Annotated in this window: 26 protein-coding genes; 21 read left to right on the forward strand and 5 right to left on the reverse strand. The window is 64.2% G+C overall.

The window, feature by feature from the left end; all coding sequences use genetic code 11:
* Positions 1-25 precede the first annotated feature (25 nt).
* The 4 genes from odhB to lpdA all read left to right on the forward strand — a co-directional run bounded on the left by odhB (position 26) and on the right by lpdA (position 4,032).
* Positions 26-1,303, forward strand: a complete 1,278-nt coding sequence (odhB, locus tag FJ954_RS03730) for a 2-oxoglutarate dehydrogenase complex dihydrolipoyllysine-residue succinyltransferase (RefSeq protein WP_140660449.1) — start codon at positions 26-28, stop codon at positions 1,301-1,303.
* A gap of 93 nt (positions 1,304-1,396) precedes the next feature.
* Positions 1,397-1,849, forward strand: coding sequence for a hypothetical protein (locus tag FJ954_RS03735; protein ID WP_246681010.1), 453 nt, complete (start codon positions 1,397-1,399; stop codon positions 1,847-1,849).
* Entirely contained in the window at positions 1,846-2,601 is a 756-nt protein-coding gene (locus FJ954_RS03740; protein ID WP_140660451.1) for an SDR family oxidoreductase, read from the forward strand. Before FJ954_RS03735 ends, FJ954_RS03740 begins: the two co-directional genes overlap by 4 nt.
* A 24-nt stretch (positions 2,602-2,625) precedes the next feature.
* Positions 2,626-4,032, forward strand: a complete 1,407-nt coding sequence (lpdA, locus tag FJ954_RS03745) for a dihydrolipoyl dehydrogenase (protein ID WP_140660452.1) — start codon at positions 2,626-2,628, stop codon at positions 4,030-4,032.
* A 776-nt stretch (positions 4,033-4,808) separates the two neighbouring features.
* On the opposite strand, the gene FJ954_RS03755 is transcribed toward lpdA, so the two are convergent.
* Both FJ954_RS03755 and FJ954_RS03760 read right to left on the reverse strand, forming a co-directional pair.
* Positions 4,809-5,876: a TraB/GumN family protein gene (locus FJ954_RS03755; RefSeq protein WP_140660453.1), complete on the reverse strand. Its 1,068-nt coding sequence runs from the start codon at positions 5,874-5,876 to the stop codon at positions 4,809-4,811.
* Between the two features lie 349 nt (positions 5,877-6,225).
* Positions 6,226-7,164 carry a tyrosine recombinase XerC gene (locus FJ954_RS03760; RefSeq protein WP_140660454.1) on the reverse strand — a complete coding sequence of 313 codons (939 nt, stop codon included), beginning with the start codon at positions 7,162-7,164 and terminating at the stop codon, positions 6,226-6,228.
* Between the two features lie 115 nt (positions 7,165-7,279).
* On the opposite strand from FJ954_RS03760, the gene rimM reads away from it, so the two are divergent.
* Positions 7,280-7,885 carry a ribosome maturation factor RimM gene (gene rimM, locus FJ954_RS03765; RefSeq protein WP_140660455.1) on the forward strand — a complete coding sequence of 202 codons (606 nt, stop codon included), beginning with the start codon at positions 7,280-7,282 and terminating at the stop codon, positions 7,883-7,885.
* Positions 7,882-8,580, forward strand: coding sequence for a tRNA (guanosine(37)-N1)-methyltransferase TrmD (gene trmD, locus FJ954_RS03770; protein WP_140660456.1), 699 nt, complete (start codon positions 7,882-7,884; stop codon positions 8,578-8,580). Before rimM ends, trmD begins: the two co-directional genes overlap by 4 nt.
* Here the strand turns inward: trmD and FJ954_RS03775 are convergent.
* Positions 8,562-9,314, reverse strand: coding sequence for a sulfite exporter TauE/SafE family protein (locus FJ954_RS03775; RefSeq protein WP_140660457.1), 753 nt, complete (start codon positions 9,312-9,314; stop codon positions 8,562-8,564). The genes trmD and FJ954_RS03775 overlap by 19 nt on opposite strands.
* Positions 9,315-9,652: 338 nt before the next feature.
* Here FJ954_RS03775 and rplS point away from each other — a divergent pair, with 338 nt between their 5' ends.
* The 7 genes from rplS to leuC all read left to right on the forward strand — a co-directional run bounded on the left by rplS (position 9,653) and on the right by leuC (position 15,492).
* On the forward strand, positions 9,653-10,204 hold the full coding sequence (rplS, locus tag FJ954_RS03785; protein ID WP_013892267.1) for a 50S ribosomal protein L19: 552 nt from the start codon (positions 9,653-9,655) through the stop codon (positions 10,202-10,204).
* A gap of 158 nt (positions 10,205-10,362) precedes the next feature.
* Positions 10,363-10,776 (forward strand): organic hydroperoxide resistance protein, encoded by a 414-nt coding sequence (locus tag FJ954_RS03790; protein WP_140660458.1) that lies wholly within the window; start codon positions 10,363-10,365, stop codon positions 10,774-10,776.
* Positions 10,773-11,273, forward strand: a complete 501-nt coding sequence (locus FJ954_RS03795) for a MarR family winged helix-turn-helix transcriptional regulator (RefSeq protein WP_015315025.1) — start codon at positions 10,773-10,775, stop codon at positions 11,271-11,273. Before FJ954_RS03790 ends, FJ954_RS03795 begins: the two co-directional genes overlap by 4 nt.
* 170 nt (positions 11,274-11,443) lie before the next feature.
* On the forward strand, positions 11,444-12,241 hold the full coding sequence (locus FJ954_RS03800; RefSeq protein WP_015315026.1) for a transporter substrate-binding domain-containing protein: 798 nt from the start codon (positions 11,444-11,446) through the stop codon (positions 12,239-12,241).
* An 87-nt stretch (positions 12,242-12,328) separates the two neighbouring features.
* Positions 12,329-13,138, forward strand: coding sequence for an amino acid ABC transporter permease (locus tag FJ954_RS03805; RefSeq protein WP_140660459.1), 810 nt, complete (start codon positions 12,329-12,331; stop codon positions 13,136-13,138).
* Between the two features lie 53 nt (positions 13,139-13,191).
* On the forward strand, positions 13,192-13,827 hold the full coding sequence (locus tag FJ954_RS03810) for a class I SAM-dependent methyltransferase (protein WP_140660460.1): 636 nt from the start codon (positions 13,192-13,194) through the stop codon (positions 13,825-13,827).
* Between the two features lie 255 nt (positions 13,828-14,082).
* A complete protein-coding gene (leuC, locus tag FJ954_RS03820) occupies positions 14,083-15,492 on the forward strand; it encodes a 3-isopropylmalate dehydratase large subunit (protein ID WP_140618342.1) in 1,410 nt (469 codons plus the stop codon).
* Positions 15,493-15,531: 39 nt separating this feature from the next.
* On the opposite strand, the gene FJ954_RS03825 is transcribed toward leuC, so the two are convergent.
* Positions 15,532-15,849, reverse strand: coding sequence for a hypothetical protein (locus FJ954_RS03825; protein WP_140660461.1), 318 nt, complete (start codon positions 15,847-15,849; stop codon positions 15,532-15,534).
* A 149-nt stretch (positions 15,850-15,998) separates the two neighbouring features.
* On the opposite strand from FJ954_RS03825, the gene FJ954_RS03830 reads away from it, so the two are divergent.
* Positions 15,999-17,195 (forward strand): GGDEF domain-containing protein, encoded by a 1,197-nt coding sequence (locus FJ954_RS03830; protein ID WP_140618344.1) that lies wholly within the window; start codon positions 15,999-16,001, stop codon positions 17,193-17,195.
* A gap of 75 nt (positions 17,196-17,270) precedes the next feature.
* Entirely contained in the window at positions 17,271-18,488 is a 1,218-nt protein-coding gene (locus FJ954_RS03835) for a GGDEF domain-containing protein (RefSeq protein WP_140660462.1), read from the forward strand.
* Here the strand turns inward: FJ954_RS03835 and FJ954_RS03840 are convergent.
* Positions 18,472-18,834: a hypothetical protein gene (locus FJ954_RS03840; protein WP_140660511.1), complete on the reverse strand. Its 363-nt coding sequence runs from the start codon at positions 18,832-18,834 to the stop codon at positions 18,472-18,474. The genes FJ954_RS03835 and FJ954_RS03840 overlap by 17 nt on opposite strands.
* 270 nt (positions 18,835-19,104) lie before the next feature.
* Here FJ954_RS03840 and FJ954_RS03845 point away from each other — a divergent pair, with 270 nt between their 5' ends.
* The 6 genes from FJ954_RS03845 to FJ954_RS03870 all read left to right on the forward strand — a co-directional run bounded on the left by FJ954_RS03845 (position 19,105) and on the right by FJ954_RS03870 (position 23,653).
* Positions 19,105-19,530: a hypothetical protein gene (locus FJ954_RS03845; RefSeq protein ID WP_015315035.1), complete on the forward strand. Its 426-nt coding sequence runs from the start codon at positions 19,105-19,107 to the stop codon at positions 19,528-19,530.
* A 255-nt stretch (positions 19,531-19,785) separates the two neighbouring features.
* Positions 19,786-20,202, forward strand: coding sequence for a succinate dehydrogenase, cytochrome b556 subunit (gene sdhC / locus FJ954_RS03850; RefSeq protein ID WP_140660463.1), 417 nt, complete (start codon positions 19,786-19,788; stop codon positions 20,200-20,202).
* Positions 20,202-20,597 carry a succinate dehydrogenase, hydrophobic membrane anchor protein gene (gene sdhD / locus FJ954_RS03855; protein ID WP_015315037.1) on the forward strand — a complete coding sequence of 132 codons (396 nt, stop codon included), beginning with the start codon at positions 20,202-20,204 and terminating at the stop codon, positions 20,595-20,597. Before sdhC ends, sdhD begins: the two co-directional genes overlap by 1 nt.
* Positions 20,598-20,601: 4 nt before the next feature.
* Positions 20,602-22,437, forward strand: coding sequence for a succinate dehydrogenase flavoprotein subunit (gene sdhA, locus FJ954_RS03860; RefSeq protein ID WP_015315038.1), 1,836 nt, complete (start codon positions 20,602-20,604; stop codon positions 22,435-22,437).
* Between the two features lie 2 nt (positions 22,438-22,439).
* Positions 22,440-22,874, forward strand: a complete 435-nt coding sequence (locus FJ954_RS03865; protein ID WP_140660464.1) for a DUF3052 domain-containing protein — start codon at positions 22,440-22,442, stop codon at positions 22,872-22,874.
* Positions 22,874-23,653, forward strand: coding sequence for a succinate dehydrogenase iron-sulfur subunit (locus FJ954_RS03870; RefSeq protein WP_140660465.1), 780 nt, complete (start codon positions 22,874-22,876; stop codon positions 23,651-23,653). The genes FJ954_RS03865 and FJ954_RS03870 overlap by 1 nt, the downstream gene beginning before the upstream one ends.
* Positions 23,654-24,005: the final 352 nt, after the last annotated feature.

Here is a 24,005-nt window from a genome sequence, read left to right on the forward strand (position 1 = left end):
AGAACCGAAAGAACGGACAGGCACAATGGCTACCGAAATCCGCGTTCCCACACTCGGCGAATCCGTCACCGAAGCGACCGTCGGCAAATGGTTCAAGAAGGTCGGCGATGCCATTGCCGCCGACGAACCGCTGGTCGAGCTCGAAACCGACAAGGTGACGGTAGAGGTGCCCGCCGCCGCCGCCGGGACGCTCGGTGAAATCACGGTTGGGGAAGGCGAGACGGTCGGCGTCGGCGCCCTGCTCGGGTCGATTTCGGCCGGTGGCGCGGCTGCTCCCGCGACCAAGCCGCAAGCGGTCGCGCAGGCGTCCAGCCCCGACGCGGCATCCACCACCAAGCAGGCCGCGGCCGAGACCGCCAAGGTTGCCGGCGATGCCGGACCGGTCGAGCCGCGCACCATGCCGCCGGCGCCGGCGGCGGCAAAATTGATCGCCGAGAACAATCTGTCGGTCGACCAGCTCTCCGGCTCGGGTAAGCGCGGCCAAGTGCTGAAGGGCGACGTGCTGGATGCCATCTCCAAGGGTGCGCCGTCGCAGCCGGCCGAGACGCCAAAGGCAGCGCCGGCACCGATCGCGGTTCGGGCGCCGTCGTCGGGTGATGATGCATCGCGCGAGGAGCGCGTGCGCATGACCAAGCTGCGCCAGACCATCGCGCGCCGCCTGAAGGAGGCGCAGTCGACCGCCGCCATGCTGACCACCTTCAACGAAGTCGACATGTCGGCGGTGATGGCGCTCAGGACCAAGTACAAGGACGTTTTCGAGAAGAAGCACGGCGTGAAGCTCGGCTTCATGGGCTTCTTCACCAAGGCGGTCACCCACGCGCTGAAGGAAATCCCCTCGGTCAATGCCGAGATCGACGGCACCGACATCATCTTCAAGAACTATGCCCATATCGGTGTCGCGGTCGGCACCGAAAAGGGTCTCGTGGTTCCGGTCGTGCGCGATGCCGACCAGATGTCGATCGCCGAGATCGAGAAGGATATCGGCCGGCTGGGCATCGCAGCGCGCGACGGCAAGCTGTCGGTCGCCGACATGCAAGGCGGCACCTTCACCATCTCCAATGGTGGCGTCTACGGGTCGCTGATGTCGACGCCGATCCTCAATGCGCCGCAGTCGGGCATTCTGGGCATGCACAAGATCCAGGACCGGCCGGTTGTGGTCGGCGGCCAGATCGTGATCCGGCCGATGATGTATCTGGCGCTCAGCTACGATCACCGCATCGTCGACGGCAAGGAAGCCGTGACCTTCCTGGTGCGGGTCAAGGAAAGCCTGGAGGATCCGGAGCGGCTGGTGCTCGATCTGTGAGGCGGTCGGATGGCGGCTTGCGGCAAAGAGCGGCCAATGATGGCTCGCTTGCTCGGAGCCACCAAACCGGTTGTGCTTATGGCCGGGATCGTGATGACTACCGCAGCCGCCCAAGCCGCCTGCCCGATCGAACTCGCCGTCTATGGGGATAGCCAGAGCGGCAGCGAGATCGATTTTGCCCCGACCGGCACATCGGCTGTTGTCACCAACAGTTTCCGGCTGATCCTCGACAACAACGTGGTGCTGAACGGCATCGTCATGTGGAACGAAGGCGTCGCACGGCCGAACGGTTCCTTGATGTACAAATGCCCTGAGGGCGACATCACCGGCGCCGAGCTCGCCACCTGCACGCTGTGGAACGGCGTCATCTACACGTCCGACGACAAGGGCAGCATCGGGCTTTTGCCGGCCGAGGGTGTCGAGGCGCCGAAGATGCTGATCCTGCCCGATCTCGGGCCGGTGCTTAGGCAATCCCGGGCGTATGGCGGTGGCGGATTTTCGAAAGTGCCGTCGGATGTGTTCGCGATGAAAGGATGCCAGGAATGAGCGCGGCGCAAAAAGTGCTGCTGGTCACCGGCGGCAGCCGCGGCATCGGCGCCGCCATCTGCCGGCTGGGGTCGGAGGCGGGCTATCGCGTCGCGGTCAATTACGCCTCCAACAAGGCCGCCGCCGATGCGCTGGTCGCCGAAATCAAGGACGGCGGCGGCGAAGCCGTTGCCGTCAGGGGCGATGTCGGCAAGGAAACCGATATCGTGGCCATGTTCGGCGCCGTCGACCGCGCCTTTGGCCGGCTCGACGCCTTCGTCAACAATGCCGGCATCGTCGACGTCAAGGCGCGCGTCGACGAGATGGATGTCGCGCGGCTGGAACGCATGATGCGCATCAACGTCGTCGGCTCGTTCCTGTGCGCCCGCGAGGCGGTGAAGCGCATGTCGACGCGGCATGGCGGGTCGGGCGGTGCGATCGTCAACATCTCGTCGGCGGCAGCGACGCTGGGCTCGCCGGGCGAATATGTCGACTATGCCGCATCCAAGGGCGCCATCGACACCTTCACCATCGGCCTCGCCCGCGAGGTGGCGCTGGAAGGCATTCGCGTCAATGCGGTGCGGCCGGGCATCATCGACACCGACATCCACGCCTCCGGCGGCCAGCCGGACCGGATAGAACGGTTCCGCGATCTGCTGCCGATGAAAAGGGCGGGCACGGCGGATGAAGTCGCCGGTGCGGTCCTCTATCTTTTATCCGATGCCGCGTCCTATACGACGGGCGCGATCCTAAATGTCAGCGGCGGCCGCTGAACCCCAAGCAAAAGGGAAACAAACATGGCTTATGACGTGGTTATCATCGGCTCGGGACCCGGCGGCTATGTCTGCGCCATCAAGGCGGCACAGCTTGGGCTGAAGGTCGCGGTGGTCGAGAAGAACGCGACCTTCGGCGGCACCTGCCTCAACATCGGCTGCATCCCGTCCAAAGCGCTGCTTTATGCCTCGGAAATGTTCGCCGAGGCCGGCCATTCCTTCGACACGCTCGGCGTCGAAATTCCGGCACCCAGGCTGAACCTGAAGAAAATGATGGCGCACAAGGACGCGACGGTGTCGTCCAACGTCAATGGCGTCGCCTTCCTGTTCAAGAAGAACAAGATCGATGCCTTCCGCGGCACCGGCAAGGTGGTTGCCGCGGGCAAGGTCTCGGTGACCGGCGAGGATGGCAAGGTCGACGAGATCGAGACCAGGAACATCGTCATCGCCACCGGGTCCGACGTCGCCGGCATTCCCGGCGTCAAGGTCGACTTCGACGAAAAGATCATCGTGTCCTCGACCGGCGCGCTGTCGCTGGAGAAGGTGCCTGGCCATTTGGTGGTGGTGGGCGGCGGTGTCATCGGTCTCGAACTTGGCTCGGTCTGGGCACGGCTTGGCGCCAAGGTCACTGTGGTCGAGTTCCTCGACACCATTTTGGGCGGCATGGACGGCGAGGTGTCGAAACAGTTCCAGCGGATGCTCTCCAAGCAGGGCTTCGAATTCAAGCTCGGCGCCAAGGTGACCGGCGTCGCCAAGGCCAAGAAGGGCGCGACCGTGACCTTCGAGCCGGTCAAGGGGGGTGCTGCCGAAACCATCGAGGCCGATGCCGTGCTGATCTCGACGGGACGCCGCGCCTTTTCGGACAGCCTCGGGCTGAAGGAGGCCGGCGTCGAGGTCGACGAGCGCGGCCGGGTCAAGACCGACGGGCATCTCAGGACCAATGTTCCCGGGATCTACGCCATCGGCGACGTCATCGCCGGGCCGATGCTGGCGCACAAGGCCGAGGACGAGGGCGTGGCGGTGGCCGAGACCATCGCCGGCCAGGCCGGCCATGTGAACTATGACGTCATTCCGAGCGTCGTCTACACCAGTCCGGAGATCGCCTCGGTCGGCAGGACCGAGGAAGAGCTGAAGAAGGCCGGCATCGACTACAAGGTCGGCAAATTCCCCTTCACGGCCAACGGCCGCGCGCGCGCCATGCTGCATACCGACGGTTTCGTGAAGATCCTGGCCGACAAGCAGAGCGACCGCGTGCTCGGCGTCCATATCGTCGGCTTCGGCGCCGGCGAGATGATCCATGAGGCGGCGGTACTGATGGAGTTCGGCGGCTCGTCGGAAGATCTGGCCCGCACCTGCCACGCCCATCCGACGATGTCGGAAGCGGTGAAGGAAGCGGCGCTGGCCACCTTCTTCAAGCCGATCCACATCTAAGGGTGCCCAACGCTTCGTCGTCCTATGGCGGAGCAAGGAGCGAAGCGACGCGGCGTAGATCCCTGGAGCTGCTCCGCAGCCCAAGGGATCCCTGCCGTGACTTCAGAGCGCTCCTGCGATGCGGAATTCTGCTCCGCTGCATTCCTCGGCCGAGGTCGCGGCATGGATCCTCGGGTCAAGCCCGAGGATGACGAACGGGCGGAGTGGCTTGGCGCCAAGGCCCCCCAACGGTCATCACCCAAAACAAAACGGCCCGCCTTTCAGCAGGCCGTTGGTCTTTGATATCGAGCCCCTTACTGGGCCGGCGCTGGTGCCGGGGCGGGCGCTGGTGCCGGGGCGGGCGCTGGTGCGGGAGCCGGCGCTGGCGCTGGTGCCGGGGCGGGCGCAGGAGCAGGTTCGGCTGGCTTGGCCGGTTCGGCGGGCTTCATCGGTTCAGCCGGTGCGGGCGCCGGAGCCGGTGTGCTGGCCGCTGGCGGCTCGGCGGGTGCCGGGTGCTCGCCACCACTTCTTCCGAAAACATAATACGCGACAATCGCCAGGATAACGACGACCAGTGCAATCAGCCAGGGGCTGCCGCCACCGCCGCTCGGCCGAGGGGCATTGGTGGTCGAATTGTACGGGTCGTTTGGGTTTGGTGTGTTCGCCATAAATGTGTCCTCCGGGAAAATGAAAAAGGTCAATCAACATCCATCAACGCGCAACCGTTGAATGGGTTTCACGCTAGCGGAGGAAAACGCCGTAAACGCGGCGTTTGCGTGCCTCCGCTGCCATCCGACTCAATTGACGGCGGTGACAGTATAGCCGGCTTTGCGGAAATCCTCGACCAGTCCCTCTGGACCGGGAAGGTGCAGCGCGCCGACCGCCATGAAGGCGTTGCCCTTGGCCAGGATCGGCCCGGCATGATCGACCATTACCTTGTTGCGGCTGGTGATCATGGTTTCCTCGAAGGCGGCGTAGCCCGCGGGGTCGTCCTGCTCCTCGGGCATGGCGGCGCGGAACAGCGGCCAGAACATCCCGGTGTCGCCACGCTGGTAAAGCACGATCATGGTTTCGTTGATATCGTTGACCTTGTCGCCCAGCTTCAGCGTGTCGACCAGACCTTTCATGTGAAACGCGAGCGGCAGCGAGGCCATGGCGCGCAGCTGGCTCTCGGCCGTTTCCAATCCTTCCACCGGCTTGCCGGCCGCCTTGGCGCTCTCGGCCAGCTTGACGTCGAGCACCGGCGCGCCGCCGGACTGGCGGGCGAGTTCGCAAGCCGGAAGCGCCATCATGGCCGACAGCATCCACGGCTTCATTTTTGCGACCGTCGCCGGCGGGATGCCGCGCGCATCGAGCGCGGCGTTCATGGCCGCCGCTTCGTCCGGCGACAGCAGTGACGAAAGCGTCGTGGAGTCGGTGAACATCATCAGGTCCGGCTCCTTCAGCATCGCCGCCATCATCTTCTGCTTGTCGAGCACGTCGGTGGTCTCGATGATGAGGGTGCCGGCAGCATCGAAGGCCTTCTGCGCATAGGCCGGCAGCGTGGTGACGCGCGGATCGGTCATGTGCATGGTGCCGAACAGGTAGGATGGCTGTTCGCCCGGTTTTTCCAGCTTCCACAGCAGTCCCTTGCCGTTCAGCGTGGCAGCCGCCTCGGCCGCGATTTTGCCGTAGGTGGCGGGATTGTTCTTCTGCAAGGCCGACAGCATGTCGGCGCCGGTACAGGTCGGGATTTCCGCGTGCGCCCTGCCGGCGGCGAACAGCAAGACAGCAAGGAAGGATAGGAAAAACAGCACGTTGAGCGCGACAAGCAGTTTCAGCGAGACGGAAGCCGCACGGTCGGCGATGGCAATGACACGTTTCATGGTCCCATTCCTAGGACTGAAAAGCGGCAAAACCGTTAATCGGGGTTATGAAATTGTCCTAACCGCCCATTCTTCGTCATCCACGGGCGGAGCAAGGAGCATAGCGACGCGGCGCAGACCCCTGGAGCTGCTCCGCAGCCCAAGGGATCCATGCCGCGACTTCAGAGCACCGCCCACGGTGCAGAATTCAGCTCCGCTGCATTCCACGGCTGATGTCACGGCATGGATCCCAGGGTCTCCGCGACGGAGCTTCGCTCCTGCTTCGCCCTAGGATGACGAAGTTGGGAAGGCTTCGGCCAATCGCGAATGTTTATAATGGGCCACCGATACTGCATGGCTTTACCGACGTTCATGCCCTGGGATGGGCCGATTCGTAGATTTCCAGCAGCCTTGCGGTGTCGACGCCGGTGTAAATCTGCGTCGTCGACAGGCTGGCGTGGCCCAGGAGTTCCTGGATGGTGCGCAGATCGCCGCCTCGGCCGAGCAGATGGGTGGCGAAGGAATGGCGCAAGGCATGTGGAGTCGCCGTGTCCGGCAGGTTGAGCGCCGAACGCAGCTTCGCCATGTCACGCTGGATGATGGCCGGGTTGAGCGGGCCGCCGCGCGCGCCGCGAAACAGCAGACCCTTCGGATCGAGGTGATAGGGGCAGAGCCGGCGGTATTCGGCGATCGCCCTGAGCGCCACCGGCAACACCGGCACCAGCCGTGTCTTGCCGCCCTTGCCGGTGACGCGCAGCACGGTGTCGGCTTCCGACGCCAGATCAGCGGCATTGAGGCCAAGCGCTTCCGAAATGCGCAGGCCCGAGCCGTAGAGCAGCGTCAGCACGGCGGCGTTGCGGGCGGCGATCCAGGGTTCTTCCGCCAGTTGGCCTTCCACCGATACGACATGTTTGGCATCGCTCGCCGTCAAAGGTTTGGGCAGGGATTTGGGTTGTCGCGGCGCGCGCAAGGCCGCCGCACCCGCCGCATTGGCGAGACCGCGCCGCTCGAGGAACCGCAGCAGCGAGCGGATGCCGGCCAAGCCACGGCCAAGCGTGCGGGCGCCGGCGCCGGCATTGCGGCGGGCGGCGAGGAAGCCGCGCAAATCGGCCGGGCGCAGGTCGGCGATATCGGAAATGCCAGGCGGTCCGCCGAGATGGCCGGTGAGGAAGTGCAGGAACTGGCGCGAATCGCGCTCGTAGGCTTCCACTGTCTCGGGTGACAGGCGACGTTCACGCGCGAGCATCTTCAGCCAGCTTTCGCGCGCGGCCTGGAGATCGGCTTTTGCCGGTATGAGGAATTCCTGCATCGGGTCTGTTCCGGTTCGCCGTCATTTTCCGGCAGCCGGGTTAGGAAGCGGTGAAGAGCCCGTTGTTGAAATGACGGCGAGGCGGCGCTAGAGCAGGGACAAAGGATTTTCGCCCATGAGCAAGCCGCAGAACCCCGTCCAGATGGCCGTAATCGGCGCCGCGCACGGCATCAAGGGCGAACTCAGGGTAAAAACCTTCACCGGCGAGCCAATGGCGCTGGCGGATTATGGGCCGCTCTACGCCAGGGATGGACGAGCCTTTCAGATAACCGACATAAGGCCTGCCAACACCGTTGTCGTGGTGCGCTTCAAGGGTGTCAGCGACCGCAATGCGGCCGAGGCGCTCGCCGGCACGGAGCTGTTCGTCGACCGTTCGATGCTGCCCGATGATGGCGAGGAGGACGAATTCTACCATGCCGACCTGATCGGGCTGGAAATCCGGGATGATACCGGCGCCGCTATCGGCAAGGTCGTCGCGGTGCACAATTTCGGCGGCGGCGACATCCTCGATGTGACGCTCGCGGGACGCAAGGGCGTGCTGATCCCGTTCACGCAAGCCGCCGTGCCTGCCGTGTCGATCGCCGAGGGCTTTGTCCGCGTCGATCCGGTGGCGGCTGGACTGGTCGAGGACGAGGACGAGGACGCGGACGCGCCGCGCGAGGAGGATTTCGACCCGAAGGGCCGGCCGCGCGGACCGCGCGACGCCGGGGGCAACCGGTGAGTTTTGCCGCGTCGGTGCTGACGCTCTATCCCGAGATGTTTCCGGGCCCGCTTGGCCTGTCGCTGGCCGGGCGGGCGCTGGAGGCGGGCACATGGTCGCTGGATGCGATTCATATCCGCGACTTCGCCACCGACCGGCATCGCACCGTCGACGACACGCCGGCCGGCGGCGGCGCCGGCATGGTGATGCGCGCCGATGTCCTGGCGAAGGCGATCGACCATGCCTCGCCGGAGGGCGATTTGCGTCCGCGCCTGCTGATGAGCCCGCGCGGCAAACCGCTGACGCAGGCTCGCGTGCGCGAACTCGCCGCCGGGCCGGGTGCCGTCATCCTGTGCGGCCGCTTCGAAGGCGTCGACCAGCGGGTGATCGATGCACGGGGACTGGAGGAAGTCTCGATCGGCGATTTCATCCTGTCCGGCGGCGAGCCGGCGGCCCTAGTGCTGCTCGACGCCGTGGTGCGGCTGTTGCCCGGGGTGATGGGCAATGCGGTCTCCGGGGAAGAAGAGAGTTTCGAAAACGGCCTGCTCGAACATCCGCACTACACGCGACCGCAGGAATTCGAGGGCCGGGAGATTCCGGAAGTGCTGATCTCCGGCAATCACAAGAAGATCGCCGCCTGGCGCCGCGCGCAGTCGGAGACGCTGACGAAAGAGCGGCGACCCGATCTGTTCCGCGATCAGCCTTTGCCGAAATAGTAAAGAGCCAGGAACAGGCCGACGGCGATGACGAAGCCGCGCACCACGTTCTGCGGTACGCGCTTGGCGATCCAGACGCCGGCATAGCCGCCGAGCGCGCCGCCCGGGATCATGACGATCGCCTCCGGCCAGGCGACGACGCCGCCCGAGACGAAGACGACGATGGCGACAGCCGCGATGACCACGGCCAGCATGTTCTTCAGCGCGTTCAGGCGGTGGTAGTCGCCGGCCTGGGTCAGGCCGAGGGTGGCCAGCATCATCACGCCCATGCCGGCGCCGAAGAAGCCGCCATAGATGGCGGTGACGAATTGCGCCAGGGAGCCGGCGAGTGAGCCGACAGCCGCTTCGTGTCCGGGTTTCGGCGCCGGCTTCAGCCAGGGCCCGGCGGCAAACAGTGCCGTCGCGCCCAAAAGCAGCCACGGCACCAGGACGCGAAAGGACGGATTGTCGAGCGCCAGCAGGATCAGGGCGCCGGCTAGCGCGCCGACGGCCGAGATCAGGCAGAGCAGCAGCGCGCCGCGCCAGAAGTGCCTGATGTCGGCCCAGTAAGCGAGGGTCGAGGTGATGTAGCCGGGGAACTGCGTCACCGAGGAGGTGGCGTTGGCCACGATCGGGGGGACGCCGACCAGTGTCATGGCGCCGAAGGTGATGAAGGTGCCGCCGCCGGCAACCGCGTTGGCGGCGCCTGACAGAAAGCCCGCCAGGAAGAGCAGGATGGCGTCGAAAACAGACATGGATGGCCGCCGTGAAGAAGTGTGCTATTCTGGCTTAGGAAGCTTGGTGGACAGACGCAACCCGGCACGGCAGGATTAAGATGGTGCCATGCCGGGAGCCATGCCGGCAAAAAATGCATGGGCAAGGCGTGACAAAGCGCCGAAATAGCTGTATGTGCCCGCCCGTACCGGCAAGAACAAATCTGCCGGACCCGTCAACAATGACGGTGTAGTCGCCCCTGCCCGATGTCTGGGAGACAAATGTCTTGGAGACAAAGGACATAGCCGAGCGGTCAATGGAACTGCAAGGCGAGCGTAGGGCGCTCTGACTGTCGGAAGAACAAGAAGTGGATTTTTAGATGGATCTCATCCGTCAGCTCGAGGCCGAACAGGCCGCCAAGATCGAAGCCAAGCGCAAGCTTCCCGAATTCCAGCCCGGCGACACCGTGCGCGTCCAGGTCCGCGTGACCGAAGGCACCCGCACCCGCGTCCAGGCTTATGAGGGCGTCGTCATCGCCCGCGCCGGTTCCGGCTTCCAGGAAAATTTCACCGTCCGCAAGATCTCCTACGGCGAAGGCGTCGAGCGCGTGTTCCCCGTCTACTCGCCGATGGTCGAAGGCGTCGAGATCGTGCGCCGCGGCAAGGTACGTCGCGCCAAGCTCTATTACCTGCGCGATCGTCGCGGCAAGTCGGCCCGTATTTCGGAAAACACCGGCGTGCGCGCCCGCAAGCTCAATGATGAGGAGCGCGACGCGCTGAACGCCGAGAAGGCGCGCATCGAGGCCGAGAAGGTCGCAGCCGCCCAGGCGCTGGCCGCCGAGACGGCCGCCAAGGAAGCCGCCGAGAAGAAGGCAGCCGCCGAGGCTGAAGCAGCAGCCAAGGCTGCCGCCGAAGCGACCCCGGCCGAATAAGAGTTCGACGAAGGAATTTGAAAAAGGCGGCTTCGGCCGCCTTTTTTTCGTTTCACCGAACTGTGAACGGGTTCAGCCTCGGAGATCGGGGTCGGCAATTGACGCCCAATCATATTGTGTACTAACTAATCGTGCACAATCTAATTGGAGAATGGAAGATGGCACTCTACACCACACAGGCCCACGTGACGGGCGGTCGCGCCGGCCATGGCGAAACCAGCGATGGCCTGCTCAAGGTCGATCTGGCAATGCCCAAGGAGCTCGGCGGACCAGGTGGCGCGACCAATCCCGAACAGCTTTTCGCCATCGGCTATGCCGCCTGCTTCGAAAGCGCGATCCGCTTCGTGGCGCGCAAGCAGAAGCTGCCGCTCGAGGATGCAGCGGTAGCGGCCACCGTCAGCCTGCTCCCCAATGGCGAAGGCTTCAAGCTCGGCGTCGCGTTGGCAGCGGAGACGAAAGGCCTTGATCAGGCGGCGGCTGAAGCGCTTGTATCGGCGGCGCATCAGATTTGCCCCTATTCGAATGCCATCAGGGGCAATGTCGAGGTGGCGCTTTCGGTAAAGGTGGCATGACGACAAAAGTCGAAACGAAAGCCAGAGAAGCCCCGGCGGAGGCCGCCCGGGCGCACCCGGTGCCACGGCTCGATCAACAGCTCTGTTTCGCGCTCTATTCGGCGAGCGGATTGATGACCAAGCTTTACCGGCCGTTGCTCGATCCGCTCGGCCTGACCTATCCGCAATATCTGGTGATGCTGGCGCTGTGGGAACGCGCGCCGAGCACGGTCGGCGACCTTGGCGAAGCGCTCGGCCTGGATTCAGCGACGCTGACCCCGCTGCTCAAGCGAATGGAAGCGGGCGGCCTCGTCACCCGCCGGCGCGATGCCGACGACGAGCGCCGGGTGCTGGTCGAGCCGACGGCCAAGGGCCAGGCGCTGCGCGCGAACATGAAGGATGTGCAGGCGGCGCTCGATTGCGGCATGCCGCTGGAGCGGGCTGAGCTCAAAACCCTTCACGGCACGCTCACCCGCCTTGTCGCGGGATTGCGCGAAGCCGCGACCGAGCAAGATTGATCGCGGCAAGGATCGTCCTCAAAAACCGCCTCCCGGAAGCACTGGAATCCACGTCAACGCGCAAGGTCGCGCTGGACCCGTCTTGCAAGGCGCTTGCGGAAAGCTAAAGTCGGCGCCGGATTTCTCTGCCGCGCATGCATCGCGCGGCCAATCATTTCGGGGAGTGTGTCATGACCAAATCGAAATTGCTGTTGGCCGGCCTGTTGGCCCTGGTCTTGGCGCCCGTTGCCGCCTTCGCGCAGGCGCTGCCCGATCTCGGCGGCAGACAAGTGGTGGTGGTGACCGAGAACGCCTATCCGCCGCTGCAGTTCATCGACGCCAAGACGGGAAAACAGATTGGCTGGGAATATGACGCGATGAACGAGATCGCCAAGCGGCTCAATTTCAAGGTCGAGTACCAGAACACCTCCTGGGATGCGATGATCCAGGCGGTTTCCGACAACCAGTACAACATCGGCATGACCGGCATCACCATCAAGGACGACCGCAAGCAGAAGGTGGATTTCTCCGACCCCTATATGCGCTCGGAACAGTTCATGCTGGTGCGCGGCGATGAAAGCCGCTTCACCGACGCCAAGACCTTCGGCGCCTTCAAGGACGGACTGATCGGCGCACAGGCCGGCACCACGCCTTTCTACACCGCCGTCTACAGTGTGCTCGACGGCAATGAGCAGAACCCGCGCATCAAACTGTTCGAGACGTTTGGCGCCACCGTCCAGGCACTGAAGTCCGGCGACGTCGATGTCGTGCTGACCGACGGCACCGCCGGCAAGGGTTATGTCGATGCTTCGGAGGGCAAGCTGAAGCTGATCGGCGGCCCGCTCGGCACCGAGGATTTCGGCTTCATCTTCCCCAAGGGCTCCGACCTCGTGAAGCCGGTCAACGCGGCGATCGCAGCGCTGAAGGCGGATGGCACCTTCGATGCGCTGAACAAGAAGTGGTTCCTTGATTACAAGATGGGGCAGTGAGCCAATCTTGTTGAGGGCGTGGTCTGATGGGCAGGGATTTGCGTTGGCGCGTCCCTCTCGCAGTTCTTGCGTCGCCGACCTCTGCTAATGGCAGCCCCCACCATTTCCAAACCAGACTTCCCCTGGTGGCTCGCCGTTGCCGGTGTCCTTGCGCTGGCGGCCGCTCTCGCCATCGCCGCCAGCGATCTCTATGCGCAGGTCTTCGCCACTGTCGCCAAGGGCATCGGCATCACCGTCTTCGTCACCGTGATCGCCTTTGTCCTGGCGTCGGTGATCGGCCTCGGCATCGCTTTGATGGGACTGTCGGGTTCGGCCTGGCTGCGGCAGATCGCGCGCTTCTATGTCGAGATCATTCGCGGCGTGCCGATCCTGGTGCTGCTGTTCTGGATAGCCTTTGCCGGCGCGCCGGCCTTCGTCGCGGCCTGGAACGGGCTGACCGCGCCATTGCAGAATGTCGGCATCCTCGGCGAATTGCTGGTGCGTGACGTGTCGTTGCTGTGGCGTGCCATCATGGCGCTGACCATCGGCTATTCGGCCTTTATCTCCGAGGTTTTTCGCGCCGGCATCCAGTCGGTCGAGAAAGGACAGATCGAGGCAGCGAAGGCCTTGGGGCTGAGCCGTGCGCAGCGCTTCCGGCTGGTCGTGTTCCCACAGGCGATCCGCACCATCCTGCCGCCGCTCGGCAATGATTTCGTCGCCCTGGTCAAGGATTCCTCGCTGGTCTCGGTGCTCGGCGTCGCCGACATCACGCAGATGGGCAAAGTGTATGCCGCCGGCTCGTTCCGCTTCTTCGAGACCTATTCGATAACAGCCTATATCTATCTCATCCTCACCGTCGGCCTGTCGCTGGCGCTCAGGGCGCTGGAGCGGCGTTTGCGCCGCCAGCACGAGGAATAGTTTTTGGGCCGGGACAGCGTTACGCTCGGTGCTTGCCGGAGGAGGAACTGCCAGTGAACATCGACAAGGCCAATGCGGCGCTGGATTCGGTCTACACGGCCGATACGCCCGAAACGCTGGCGCGGGCCTATGCCGCATGGGCCGCGACCTATGATGGCGAAACCGCCTCGCTCGGGTATCTCCTGCCGTTCCTGATCACCGCCTGGGTTACCCGCCACGTGCCTGCGGGAGAAGGGCCGCTGCTCGACGCCGGCTGCGGCACGGGCCTGTCGGGACCGTCGCTGAAGGCGCTCGGCTATAGCGACATTGCCGGACTCGACCTGTCGGACGATATGCTCAAGATCGCCGGCAGCCGCAGAGCCTACAGCGAGCTGAAGCAGGCAATGCTGGGCGGGCCGCTGCCATGGCCGGACGGGTATTTCCGCGCCTTCTTCTCCACCGGTGTGTTCACCATCAGCCACGCGCCGGCCACCGGCCTGCACGAACTGGTGCGCATCACGAAAAAGGGCGGCCACGCCATCTTCACCGTGCGCGACCAGGTGTTCGACAGCGGCGGTTTTCAGGCCGTGTTCGACGAATTGGAACAGGCAGCGAAATGGCGGGCGGTTGAGGCAAGCCCGTGGTTTCGCTGTTACGCCATCGCCGAGCCCGACGCGCTGGTGAAGACTTTTGTGTTCGAGGTGATGTAAGCCGAGGGAAGAGGTGCCGGCGACACGCCGCAATTGCCGAAAAGCCAAAACATTGCTATCTAGCCCGCCATGGAAAAGCTTTTCAGCGATCCGGCCTACAAGGGGTTCGTGCTGCAGGACAGAAAACGCCTGCCGTCGCGCTTTTCCGCGCGCGTGTCCGGCGCCCTGACCAGCCGACTTCGCTGATCCCTGCCGGCCGGCCGCGGGCTTGCGGCATCAGCTCCTTCCCATTCTCATATCGACGGATTTACGCACATGAGCGCACCGCGCACCCTCTACGACAAGATTTTCGACGACCATGTCGTCGACCGCCAGGACGACGGCACCTGCCTGCTCTACATTGACCGCCACCTCGTCCATGAGGTGACCAGTCCGCAGGCCTTCGAAGGCCTGCGCATGAGCGGCCGGAAAGTCCGTCACCCGGAAAAGACGCTGGCCGTGGTCGACCACAACGTCTCGACCTCGCCCGAGCGCAAGTTCGGCATCAAGAACGAGGAAAGCCGCATCCAGGTCGAAGCGCTGGCCAGGAACGCCAGGGATTTCGGCGTCGAATATTATTCCGAGAACGATATCCGCCAGGGCATCGTCCACATCATCGGCCCCGAGCAGGGCTTTACGCTGCCCGGCATGACCATCGTCTGCGGCGACAGCCACACTTCGACGCACGGTGCCTTCGGCGCGCTGGCGCATGGCATCGGCACGTCCGAGGTCGAGCATGTGCTGGCGACGCAAACGCTGATCCAGCGCAAGGCCAAGAACATGCTGGTGCGCGTCGACGGCCAGCTGCCGGAAGGGGTCACCGCCAAGGACATCATCCTCGCAATCATCGGCGAGATCGGCACCGCCGGCGGCACCGGCTATGTCATCGAATATGCCGGCGAGGCGATCCGTGCGCTGTCGATGGAAGGCCGCATGACGATCTGCAACATGTCGATCGAGGGCGGCGCGCGCGCCGGCCTGATCGCGGCCGACGAGACCACCTTCGCCTATGTCAAGGACAAGCCGCGCGCGCCGAAGGGCGCTGCCTGGGACGCGGCGCTCGAATACTGGAAGACGCTGCAGACCGACGAAGGCGCGCATTTCGACAAGGTGATCGTGCTCGACGCGGCCAAGCTGCCGCCGATCGTCTCCTGGGGCTCCTCGCCCGAGGATGTCGTCTCCGTGCAGGGCATCGTGCCGAACCCGGAAGACATCACCGACGAGAACAAGCGCACCTCCAAGCTGCGCGCGCTCGACTATATGGGCCTGACGCCGGGGACGAAGATCACCGACATCACCCTCGACCGCGTCTTCATCGGCTCCTGCACCAACGGCCGCATCGAGGATCTGCGCGCCGTCGCCAAGGTGGTCGAGGGCAAGACAGTCAGCCCGCATGTCGATGCCATGATCGTGCCGGGCTCCGGCCTGGTCAAGGAGCAGGCCGAAGCCGAGGGGCTGGACAAGATCTTCCGCGCCGCCGGGTTCGACTGGCGCGAGCCGGGCTGTTCGATGTGCCTGGCCATGAACGACGACCGGCTGAAGCCGCATGAGCGCTGCGCCTCGACCTCGAACCGCAATTTCGAAGGCCGCCAGGGCTTCAAGGGCCGCACCCACCTTGTGTCGCCGGCCATGGCGGCCGCCGCGGCGATTGCCGGCCACTTCGTCGACATTCGGGACTGGAAATAAGCCAGGCTGGAGTTGACCCGAGCCTTTGCAGGGCTTGGGTCAAGCCTTCCTGTCGCGCCGGATGAGTTCATGGAATTCCTCGCGGCGCCCAGGTTCGTCCACCGCGACCACGAGCGCCAGCTGCTCTTCGTCGAAGAGCTTGAACCACTCGTCCCATTCGACAAGCTCATAGCCGCCGGCGTTGACGGGCCGTTCCGGCTGGTCCTGGTCCTGATAGGCGTGCTGGCCGAAGACCAGCCTAAGCATGGGCTGCGTCCCAGCCTCTGGCGATATGTCGACGATTGCGGGAAAGCCGGCACGCCCGGCAGCCCATGAACGGATTGCATCGTGGTCGGTCAATGTGATCGTGTCGGCCATGGCCTGCTCCTGGATTGTGAATTCAGGAACGCTTCCGACAGCACCGGGTTCCCGCAAACATACGGCGCCGACAGCCCAGGCTTAACGGCTTGTTTGGGCTTGCCCTCTAAGGTCTTCCGCGACGTCAACAGAGGGGAAGTCACAGTCCTTTGGACACCGGCCTGTTCATTGCGTTGCTCAACCCGACGATCGCGCTGGCGCTCGGCGCGGCCTTCCTCATGCTGTGGTTCCATCAGCGCCATCGCCCCTATCTGGCGGTGCTGGCGCTCAGCTACTGCGTCTCGGCGCCCGGCTTCCTGTTCCAATATTTCACCTTGCCCATCGGTGTGACGCTGACCAAGCTGGTGTCGAACATCTGCTTCACCATCGCCGCCTGCTGCCTGTCCGGCGCCATCATCGCCCGCTACGGCCGGAAGGTGCCCGGCGTCGGGATCGCCGTGCTGGCGGGCGGCGGCCTTGCGGCATTCGCGTGGTTCCTGTTCGTCACCCCGGATCTCACCTGGCGCATCCTGGCGATGAATTTCGGTTTCGGCGGCGTCAGCCTGCTCGTCGCCGCCGAACTGCGCCCGGTGCGCAACAACGGCCCGACAGAAAAGATCCTGTTCGTGCTGTCGCTGCTGTCCAGCGTCAATTTCTTCGTGCGCACCCTGGCGGTCGTCATCGCGCACGGGCCCTTCGCCGGTTATGACGGCTTCTACGGCTCGTCCTACTGGACGACGGCGCTGCTGTCGCACGCGCTGCTGTCGCTGCTGATCGCGCTTTGCCTCTTCACCGCCGCCGCGCTCGATGTGATGAAGGCGCTGAAGACGGAAACCCACACCGATCCGCTTTCGGGGCTGCTCAACCGCCGGGGTTTCGAGGAGCGCGCCGCCATGCTGCTGCAGCGTTGCGCCGTGGCCAAATTCCCGGTGGCGCTGGTGCTGGCCGACCTCGACCATTTCAAGGCGCTCAACGATATGCACGGGCATGCCGCCGGCGACCGCGTGATCGCGGATTTCGCCGGGAAGCTGCGCTCGGCCACGGGAGCACGAGGTGCCGCGGGGCGCATAGGCGGCGAGGAATTCGCCGTGCTTTTGCCGCTGACCGATCTCGCCGCGGCGCGGCTCTTCGCCGAGGCGGTGCGCACACTCTATTCGGCCGGCGGCGTCGACGGGCTTCCCGCCGGCACCAAGGTTACCGCCAGCTTCGGCGTGGCGGCCCGCAGCGGCGACGAGACGCTGGAACCGTTGATGCGACGGGCCGACGAGGCGCTTTACAAGGCCAAGAAAAATGGTCGCGACAGCGTGCGCCTCTCCTACGAGCGACCGGAGACGGTGTTCGTGCCGGAGCCGCTCAGGGCCAGCTGACCGCCGCGTCCGCGCTTCGCGTTAACGTCTTTTTCGCCCGTCGATGTTTAGCTGTCGGCGGGGGTTTGAGGATAGATGAGCGGCGCCAACTTCATCCTGTTGATCAATCTGGCGGTTGCCGGCCTGCTGGCGGCATCCTTCATGGCTGTCTCGTTCCATGATGCCGGCCGCGCGCCGGCGCGCTGGATGGCGTCAGCTTATGTCCTGGGCGTGGTCTATTCGGCGATCGAATTCAGCATTCCGGCCTTCAACGATGCACGGCTTCCTGTGGTTACCGCCTTTGCCGTTTTCCTCGGCGCCACCATTGCCTTCAACGGCGGACTTGCCCGCAAATATGGCGTGGCGCTGCCATGGACGCCGATGCTGTTCTTCCTGGGCGCAACCACCATCGCGGTCTATTTCGTGCAGGATCTGCCGCGCCAGTCGCTCACCCGCATCATGGCCTACCAGCTTCCCTACGCCGCCATGCAGTTCGTTGGCCTTGGCATCGTCTGGACGTCTAGGCAAAGCCGCGGTCGCCTCGATCTGATCTTGATGGCGGTGCTGGCGGCCAGCGGCCTGCAGTTTGCCTCAAAGCCGTTCATCGCGCATGCGTTCGGCGGGTGGGGCGCCAATCCGCAGGCCTATCTGCAAAGCAGCTACGCGCTGGTGTCGCAGTCGCTGGGCACTGTCTTTGCCCTGGCACTGGCGCTGCTGACGCTGGGCATTCTCGTTCGCGATGTGCTTGCCGAAGTGACGTCGAAGTCGGAGGTGGACACGCTGTCGGGCCTGCTCAACCGTGGCGGCTTCACGCGTCATGCGGAGCTAGCGGTGCACGACGCCAGGCGCCTGGGCGTGCCGGTGGCGATGGTTATTGCCGATCTCGATCATTTCAAGTCCGTCAACGACAGCTTCGGCCATGCCTCCGGCGACCGGGTGATCGAGGCCTTTGCCGGCTTGCTGCGAGAAGCGGCCGAGGGCCATCACGTGGTTGGCCGCATCGGCGGCGAGGAGTTCGCCGTTATCCTGACAGGCGCCAATCTTGCAGCCGCCCGGCTGTTCGCGGAAGGCACCCGCCACGCGTTCGGCGCATTGCCCATCAGCGGGTTGCCGGCCGACAACCGCTGCACGTCGAGCTTCGGGATTGCCGAGCTCCACGTGAGCGAGGGGTTTTCCGACCTGATGCGGCGCGCGGATGAAGCGCTCTACCTGGCAAAGAATGCCGGGCGCGACTGCGTGCGTGTCTCCACCGGGCCGGCCGATGGGCTGGCCGTGTTCAAAATCGGCCAGGCCCGCATCAACGGCAGGGGCTGAGCTCAGGCATTTCGCCGTCGGACAGGCCGTACATATAGGAGCGGCCCTTGACGAACACCGGCGGGCGGTAGCAGTCGCCTTCGCCCGATATGTCGTCGGATTCGTTCTGGTAGATCACCTTGGGCTGGCCGGCGCTGGTGTAGTCGGACAATTGCCTGGCCAGCTTGCCTTCGCCGACGATGATGCGCTTGTAGCCGGCTGCGCTGTCGATGACGAGATTGCCGAGCGAATCGGCGTAGACGCGGTCGTGATGGCGCAAGCCGGCTTCGGCCGGCGCGGCCACCGTGACGGCAAGCGCTGCCAGCGTGAGGGCCGCGAGGGTCGTCCGCACTGATTTGGCCCGCACTGATTTAGCCCGCACTGATCTAGAACGCATGTCGCTCTCCCTTTGTCGGCGCGAGAGAGGTCGCGCCCCGATCTGGTCCGAATCAGAAATTAACCCTTTCTTAACCTTTGTTAAGGGGAGGAGCGGCCCGACGGCCGTTTCTCAATGAACATGGTTAATTTCGCGGTCGCCGCCGATGTCCCCAAGGATCGACATGGCCGGTCTAATCCGGGGTGAACTTGATCTTGGCGCGCCGCGTGGCTAGCGTGCCCGGCCATGAGGGGGCAGCACATGATGTTTGACCGAACGCTTCGGATGTCGTTCGCTATTCCGCTGCTTCTCGCGGCCGGCGCCTGTGTGCCGGAGGACGGCGCGCCCAAGGCCGCCAACACAGCGACACCCGTGGTGGCGCCTGCTGCTCCCGTCCAGCAACAGTCCGCGCGACCGGCGACCAAGATCACCACCGACCTCACCGCCCCACGCCTCACCACAGGCACGGCCACCTACAGATGCGGCAATGGCGGCATGATCACCATTCAGAATCTCGGCACGTCGCTGCGCGTGGTCGGCCAGGAAGGCGCCACCGAGGAGTTCGCGGCGTCACCGGCAAACCAGAGCAGCCGCTACCAGGGGGTCACGCATGACGCAATCGTGATCGACGGACGCGAGGCGCTGGTGATGAAGAAGGGATCGACGCCGCAGACCTGCACCCGGTGAGCCAAATCTCGACACGGCCGCGCCCCTGGCGAGACATGCTGCACTGCAGCGATATCGAGCCGGCTTCGGCTGTTCGCCCGCTAATCGATTGAAGCCGCATCCGGCTTTTAGTCAGACTAAATTACGTTTTCGAAACGGTTTTCTGGCTTTGACGCGGTGCAAAAAGAGCATTAGAAACCGGCTGTCCGAAGTCGCAACCGGAAGCGGCAATGCCGCATTTCCACCTGAGGCGGCAGACGCCGAACTGGGGCAGCCATGAGCAAATCACCAGCCACCCAAGCCAGACGCGAAAGGCCGCTTTCGCCGCACCTGAGCGTGTACCGGCCGCCGATCACCATGACGATGTCGATCATCCATCGCATCACCGGGGGCGCGCTTTACTTCGGCACGCTGCTGGTTGCCGTCTGGCTGATGGCGGCGGCATCCTCGCAGCCGGCTTTCGATTGGGTGAACTGGGCCTTCGGCACCTGGATCGGGCGGCTGATCCTGTTCGGCTATAGCTGGGCGCTGATGCATCACATGCTGGGCGGTGTCCGCCATCTGATCTGGGACACCGGCGCCGGGCTTGAAAAACACACGGCCTCGAAGATCGCCTGGGCGACGCTTGCCGGCTCGGTTCTGCTCACGCTGCTGATCTGGGTCGCCGGCACCATAGCGCGGGGAGCTTTGTGATGAGTGCGAAGAACACCGACATGCGCACCCCGCTGGCCAGGGTGCGCGGCCTGGGCTCTGCCCGCGAAGGCACCGGGCATTTCTGGCGCCAGCGATTGACGGCGATCGCCAACATCCCGCTGATCCTGTTTTTCACCGGGTTCCTGATCGCGCTCAACGGCGCCGGCTATGCACAGGTGCGGGCAGCGCTCGCCAACCCGTTCGTGGCGCTGGTGATGGCCCTGGTGCTCATCTCGCCGCTCTATCATATGCGGATCGGCATGCAGGTGATCATCGAGGACTATGTGCATGGCGAAGGCATGAAGCTGACGCTGATCGCCCTCAACACATTCTTCACCATAGCAGTCGGCGTCGCTTCGCTGTTCGCCCTGCTGAAACTGGCATTCGGAGGCTGAAGTCTTGGCCCAGGACACGAAATCAGCCAACGCGGCAGGCTACACCTTTGTCGATCACAAGTTCGACGTGGTCGTCGTCGGCGCCGGCGGCGCCGGGCTGCGCGCCACGCTTGGCATGGCCGAACAGGGCCTGCGCACCGCCTGCATCACCAAGGTGTTCCCGACCCGCTCGCACACGGTTGCCGCACAAGGCGGCATCGCCGCGTCGCTGTCCAACATGGGCCCGGATTCCTGGCAGTGGCACATGTACGACACCGTCAAGGGCTCGGACTGGCTGGGCGACGTCGACGCCATGGAATATCTGGTGCGCGAAGCCCCGGCCGCCGTTTACGAACTCGAACATTACGGCGTGCCGTTCTCGCGCACCGAAGAGGGCAAGATCTACCAGCGGCCGTTCGGCGGCCACATGATGAACTATGGCGACGGGCCGCCGGTGCAGCGCACCTGTGCGGCCGCCGACCGCACCGGCCATGCCATCCTGCACACGCTCTACGGCCAGTCGCTGAAGAACAACGCGCAGTTCTTCATCGAGTATTTCGCGCTCGATCTGATCATGGAACCGGACGGCACCTGCACCGGCGTCGTGGCGTGGAATCTGGACGACGGCACCATCCACCGCTTCTCGGCCAAGATGGTGGTGCTGGCGACCGGCGGCTATGGGCGCGCCTATTTTTCGGCGACCTCGGCGCACACCTGCACCGGCGACGGTGGCGGCATGGCGGCGCGGGCGGGGTTCCCGTTGCAGGACATGGAGTTCGTGCAGTTTCACCCGACCGGTATCTATGGCGCCGGCTGCCTGATTACCGAGGGCGCGCGCGGCGAGGGCGGCTATCTCGTCAACTCCGAGGGCGAACGCTTCATGGAGCGCTACGCACCGTCGGCCAAGGACCTCGCCTCGCGCGATGTCGTCTCGCGCTGCATGACGCTGGAAATTCGCGAAGGCCGCGGCGTCGGCAAGGCCAAGGACCACATCTTCCTGCACCTCGATCATCTCGATCCGGCGGTCTTGCACGAAAGGCTTCCAGGCATTTCGGAGTCGGCGAAAATCTTCGCCGGCGTCGACCTGACCAAGGAGCCGATCCCGGTGCTGCCGACGGTGCACTACAATATGGGCGGCGTGCCGACCAACTATTGGGGCGAGGTGCTCAATCCAACTGCGGACAACCCCGACCGGGTCTCGCCCGGCCTGATGGCGGTCGGCGAGGCCGGTTGCGCTTCCGTGCACGGCGCCAACCGGCTTGGCTCGAACTCGCTGATCGACCTGGTGGTGTTCGGCCGCGCCGCGGCGATCCGAGCTGGCCAGGTCATCGACCGCAAGGCGGCGATCCCGTCGCCCAACCAGGCTTCGGTCGACAAGATCATGGATCGCTTCGACCGGCTCCGCCACGCCAACGGCTCGACGCCGACGGCTGTCCTTCGTGAAAAGATGCAAAAGGCGATGCAGGAAGATGCCGCCGTGTTCCGCACGCAGGAATCGCTCGAAAACGGCTGCAAGCGTATTTCGGAAATCTGGACCGAGCTCAAGGATGTCAAAGTCTTCGACCGCTCGATGATCTGGAACTCGGACCTGGTCGAGACTCTGGAACTGGAAAACCTGATGGCCAACGCCATCACCACCGTCTACGGCGCCGAGGCGCGCAAGGAGAGCCGAGGCGCGCATGCTCGGGAAGATTTTTCCGCCCGCGACGACGCCAACTGGCGCAAGCATACGCTCGCCCATCTCAGCGAGGACGGCGCGGTGACGCTGACCTATAGGCCGGTGCACACCGAGCCGCTTTTGGCCGAAAAGGACGGCGGCATCAGTCTGGCCAAGATAGCGCCGAAGGCCAGGGTGTACTGAGGATGGCGACGGCGGCGGGATATTCCGGTACGTCCCTTCCGGCCAAGCTCGGCCTGAAGGATGGGATGATGGCTGCCTTCATCGCCCTGCCGCCGGAACTCACGGACCTCGCCGAGGCCGTCGATTTCGCCGAGGCCGACCGGCTGGCCGAATGGTCCGACATTTCGGGCGCGGTGCTGAAATACGACGCGGTCCACGCCTTCACCAGACAGCGCGCCGAGATCGAGGATCGCCTCGGCGCACTCGAGGCGGCGATCAAGCGCGACGGCATGGTCTGGGTCTCCTGGCCAAAGAAGGCCTCGAAAGTGGCCACCGACGTCACCGAGGGCGTTGTCCGTGCTGAAGCGCTCAAGCTCGACCTTGTCGACGTCAAGGTCGCCGCCGTGAACGAAATTTGGTCCGGGCTGAAGCTCGTCATCCGAAAGGACCTGAGGTAATGGTCGAACTCACGCTCCCAAAGAACTCGAAGGTCCAGCAGGGCAAGACCTGGCCGAAGCCGGAGGGTGCCACAAATCTCAGGGAATACCGCATCTATCGCTGGTCGCCGGACGACGACGAGAACCCGCGCATGGACACCTACTTCGTCGATATGGACGATTGCGGGCCGATGGTGCTCGACGCGCTGCTGTGGATCAAGAACAAGATCGACCCGACGCTGACCTTGCGCCGCTCCTGCCGCGAAGGCATTTGCGGTTCCTGCGCCATGAACATCGACGGCTCGAACACGCTTGCCTGCACCAAGGGCTGCGACGACATATCGGGCGCGATCAAGATCTATCCGCTTCCGCATATGCCCGTGATCAAGGACCTGGTGCCCGATCTTACCAATTTCTACGCCCAGCACGCCTCCATCGAGCCATGGCTGAAGACGGTGTCGCCAACGCCGGCCAAGGAATGGCTGCAGAGCCACGAGGAGCGCGAAAAGCTCGACGGGCTTTACGAGTGCATATTGTGCGCCTGCTGCTCGACCTCGTGCCCGAGCTACTGGTGGAACGGCGACCGCTATCTCGGCCCGGCGACGCTGCTGCAGGCCTATCGCTGGCTGATCGACAGCCGCGACGAGGCCAAGGGGGAACGGCTCGACAATCTCGAAGACCCGTTCCGGCTCTATCGCTGCCACACCATCATGAACTGCGCGCAGACCTGCCCGAAGGGGCTCAATCCCGCGAAGGCGATCGCCGAGATCAAGAAGATGATGGTGGAGAGAAGGGTTTAGGTTCGGCGGAGGACAAGCCGGCCGGCTGATCGAGAATCGGTACTCGCCTGAAATACACGGCGGCCATCCTCACCAACAATGCGCTGAGATCAAGGATCCCTCAGCGCCGTCGAAGCGGCTACCAGGCGCCACGGCACGGCCTGGATATGTGGCGCGCCCATCATTGTTTTCATACACGTTGCTTGCCCAAAACCGAGGTGATTTTCGGGACGACTTACATTAGAGAAACCTCATTAATCAGCTGTCATCTATACACTATGACGTGACGTTACCTTAGTATAGCGTTAAGAGATTCTCGATAGATACTTCGGAAGTCGTCGCTCGAGTACAGAGTATGAGTGGATTTCCTGCG

The sequence above is a fragment of the Mesorhizobium sp. B2-3-15 genome, assembly GCF_006442875.1.
Taxonomy (GTDB): Bacteria; Pseudomonadota; Alphaproteobacteria; order Rhizobiales; family Rhizobiaceae; genus Mesorhizobium; species Mesorhizobium australicum.

Excerpts from the sequence above, each read along its gene's own strand:
- odhB (WP_140660449.1), top strand. The coding sequence starts at position 26 with ATGGCTACCGAAATCCGCGTTCCCACACTCGGCGAATCCGTCACCGAA.
- FJ954_RS03735 (WP_246681010.1), top strand. The coding sequence starts at position 1,397 with ATGACTACCGCAGCCGCCCAAGCCGCCTGCCCGATCGAACTCGCCGTC.
- FJ954_RS03740 (WP_140660451.1), top strand. The coding sequence starts at position 1,846 with ATGAGCGCGGCGCAAAAAGTGCTGCTGGTCACCGGCGGCAGCCGCGGC.
- lpdA (WP_140660452.1), top strand. The coding sequence starts at position 2,626 with ATGGCTTATGACGTGGTTATCATCGGCTCGGGACCCGGCGGCTATGTC.
- FJ954_RS03755 (WP_140660453.1), bottom strand. The coding sequence starts at position 5,876 with ATGAAACGTGTCATTGCCATCGCCGACCGTGCGGCTTCCGTCTCGCTG.
- FJ954_RS03760 (WP_140660454.1), bottom strand. The coding sequence starts at position 7,164 with ATGCAGGAATTCCTCATACCGGCAAAAGCCGATCTCCAGGCCGCGCGC.
- rimM (WP_140660455.1), top strand. The coding sequence starts at position 7,280 with ATGAGCAAGCCGCAGAACCCCGTCCAGATGGCCGTAATCGGCGCCGCG.
- FJ954_RS03775 (WP_140660457.1), bottom strand. The coding sequence starts at position 9,314 with ATGTCTGTTTTCGACGCCATCCTGCTCTTCCTGGCGGGCTTTCTGTCA.
- rplS (WP_013892267.1), top strand. The coding sequence starts at position 9,653 with ATGGATCTCATCCGTCAGCTCGAGGCCGAACAGGCCGCCAAGATCGAA.
- FJ954_RS03790 (WP_140660458.1), top strand. The coding sequence starts at position 10,363 with ATGGCACTCTACACCACACAGGCCCACGTGACGGGCGGTCGCGCCGGC.
- FJ954_RS03795 (WP_015315025.1), top strand. The coding sequence starts at position 10,773 with ATGACGACAAAAGTCGAAACGAAAGCCAGAGAAGCCCCGGCGGAGGCC.
- FJ954_RS03800 (WP_015315026.1), top strand. The coding sequence starts at position 11,444 with ATGACCAAATCGAAATTGCTGTTGGCCGGCCTGTTGGCCCTGGTCTTG.
- FJ954_RS03805 (WP_140660459.1), top strand. The coding sequence starts at position 12,329 with ATGGCAGCCCCCACCATTTCCAAACCAGACTTCCCCTGGTGGCTCGCC.
- leuC (WP_140618342.1), top strand. The coding sequence starts at position 14,083 with ATGAGCGCACCGCGCACCCTCTACGACAAGATTTTCGACGACCATGTC.
- FJ954_RS03825 (WP_140660461.1), bottom strand. The coding sequence starts at position 15,849 with ATGGCCGACACGATCACATTGACCGACCACGATGCAATCCGTTCATGG.
- FJ954_RS03835 (WP_140660462.1), top strand. The coding sequence starts at position 17,271 with ATGAGCGGCGCCAACTTCATCCTGTTGATCAATCTGGCGGTTGCCGGC.
- FJ954_RS03845 (WP_015315035.1), top strand. The coding sequence starts at position 19,105 with ATGATGTTTGACCGAACGCTTCGGATGTCGTTCGCTATTCCGCTGCTT.
- sdhC (WP_140660463.1), top strand. The coding sequence starts at position 19,786 with ATGAGCAAATCACCAGCCACCCAAGCCAGACGCGAAAGGCCGCTTTCG.
- sdhD (WP_015315037.1), top strand. The coding sequence starts at position 20,202 with ATGAGTGCGAAGAACACCGACATGCGCACCCCGCTGGCCAGGGTGCGC.
- FJ954_RS03865 (WP_140660464.1), top strand. The coding sequence starts at position 22,440 with ATGGCGACGGCGGCGGGATATTCCGGTACGTCCCTTCCGGCCAAGCTC.
- FJ954_RS03870 (WP_140660465.1), top strand. The coding sequence starts at position 22,874 with ATGGTCGAACTCACGCTCCCAAAGAACTCGAAGGTCCAGCAGGGCAAG.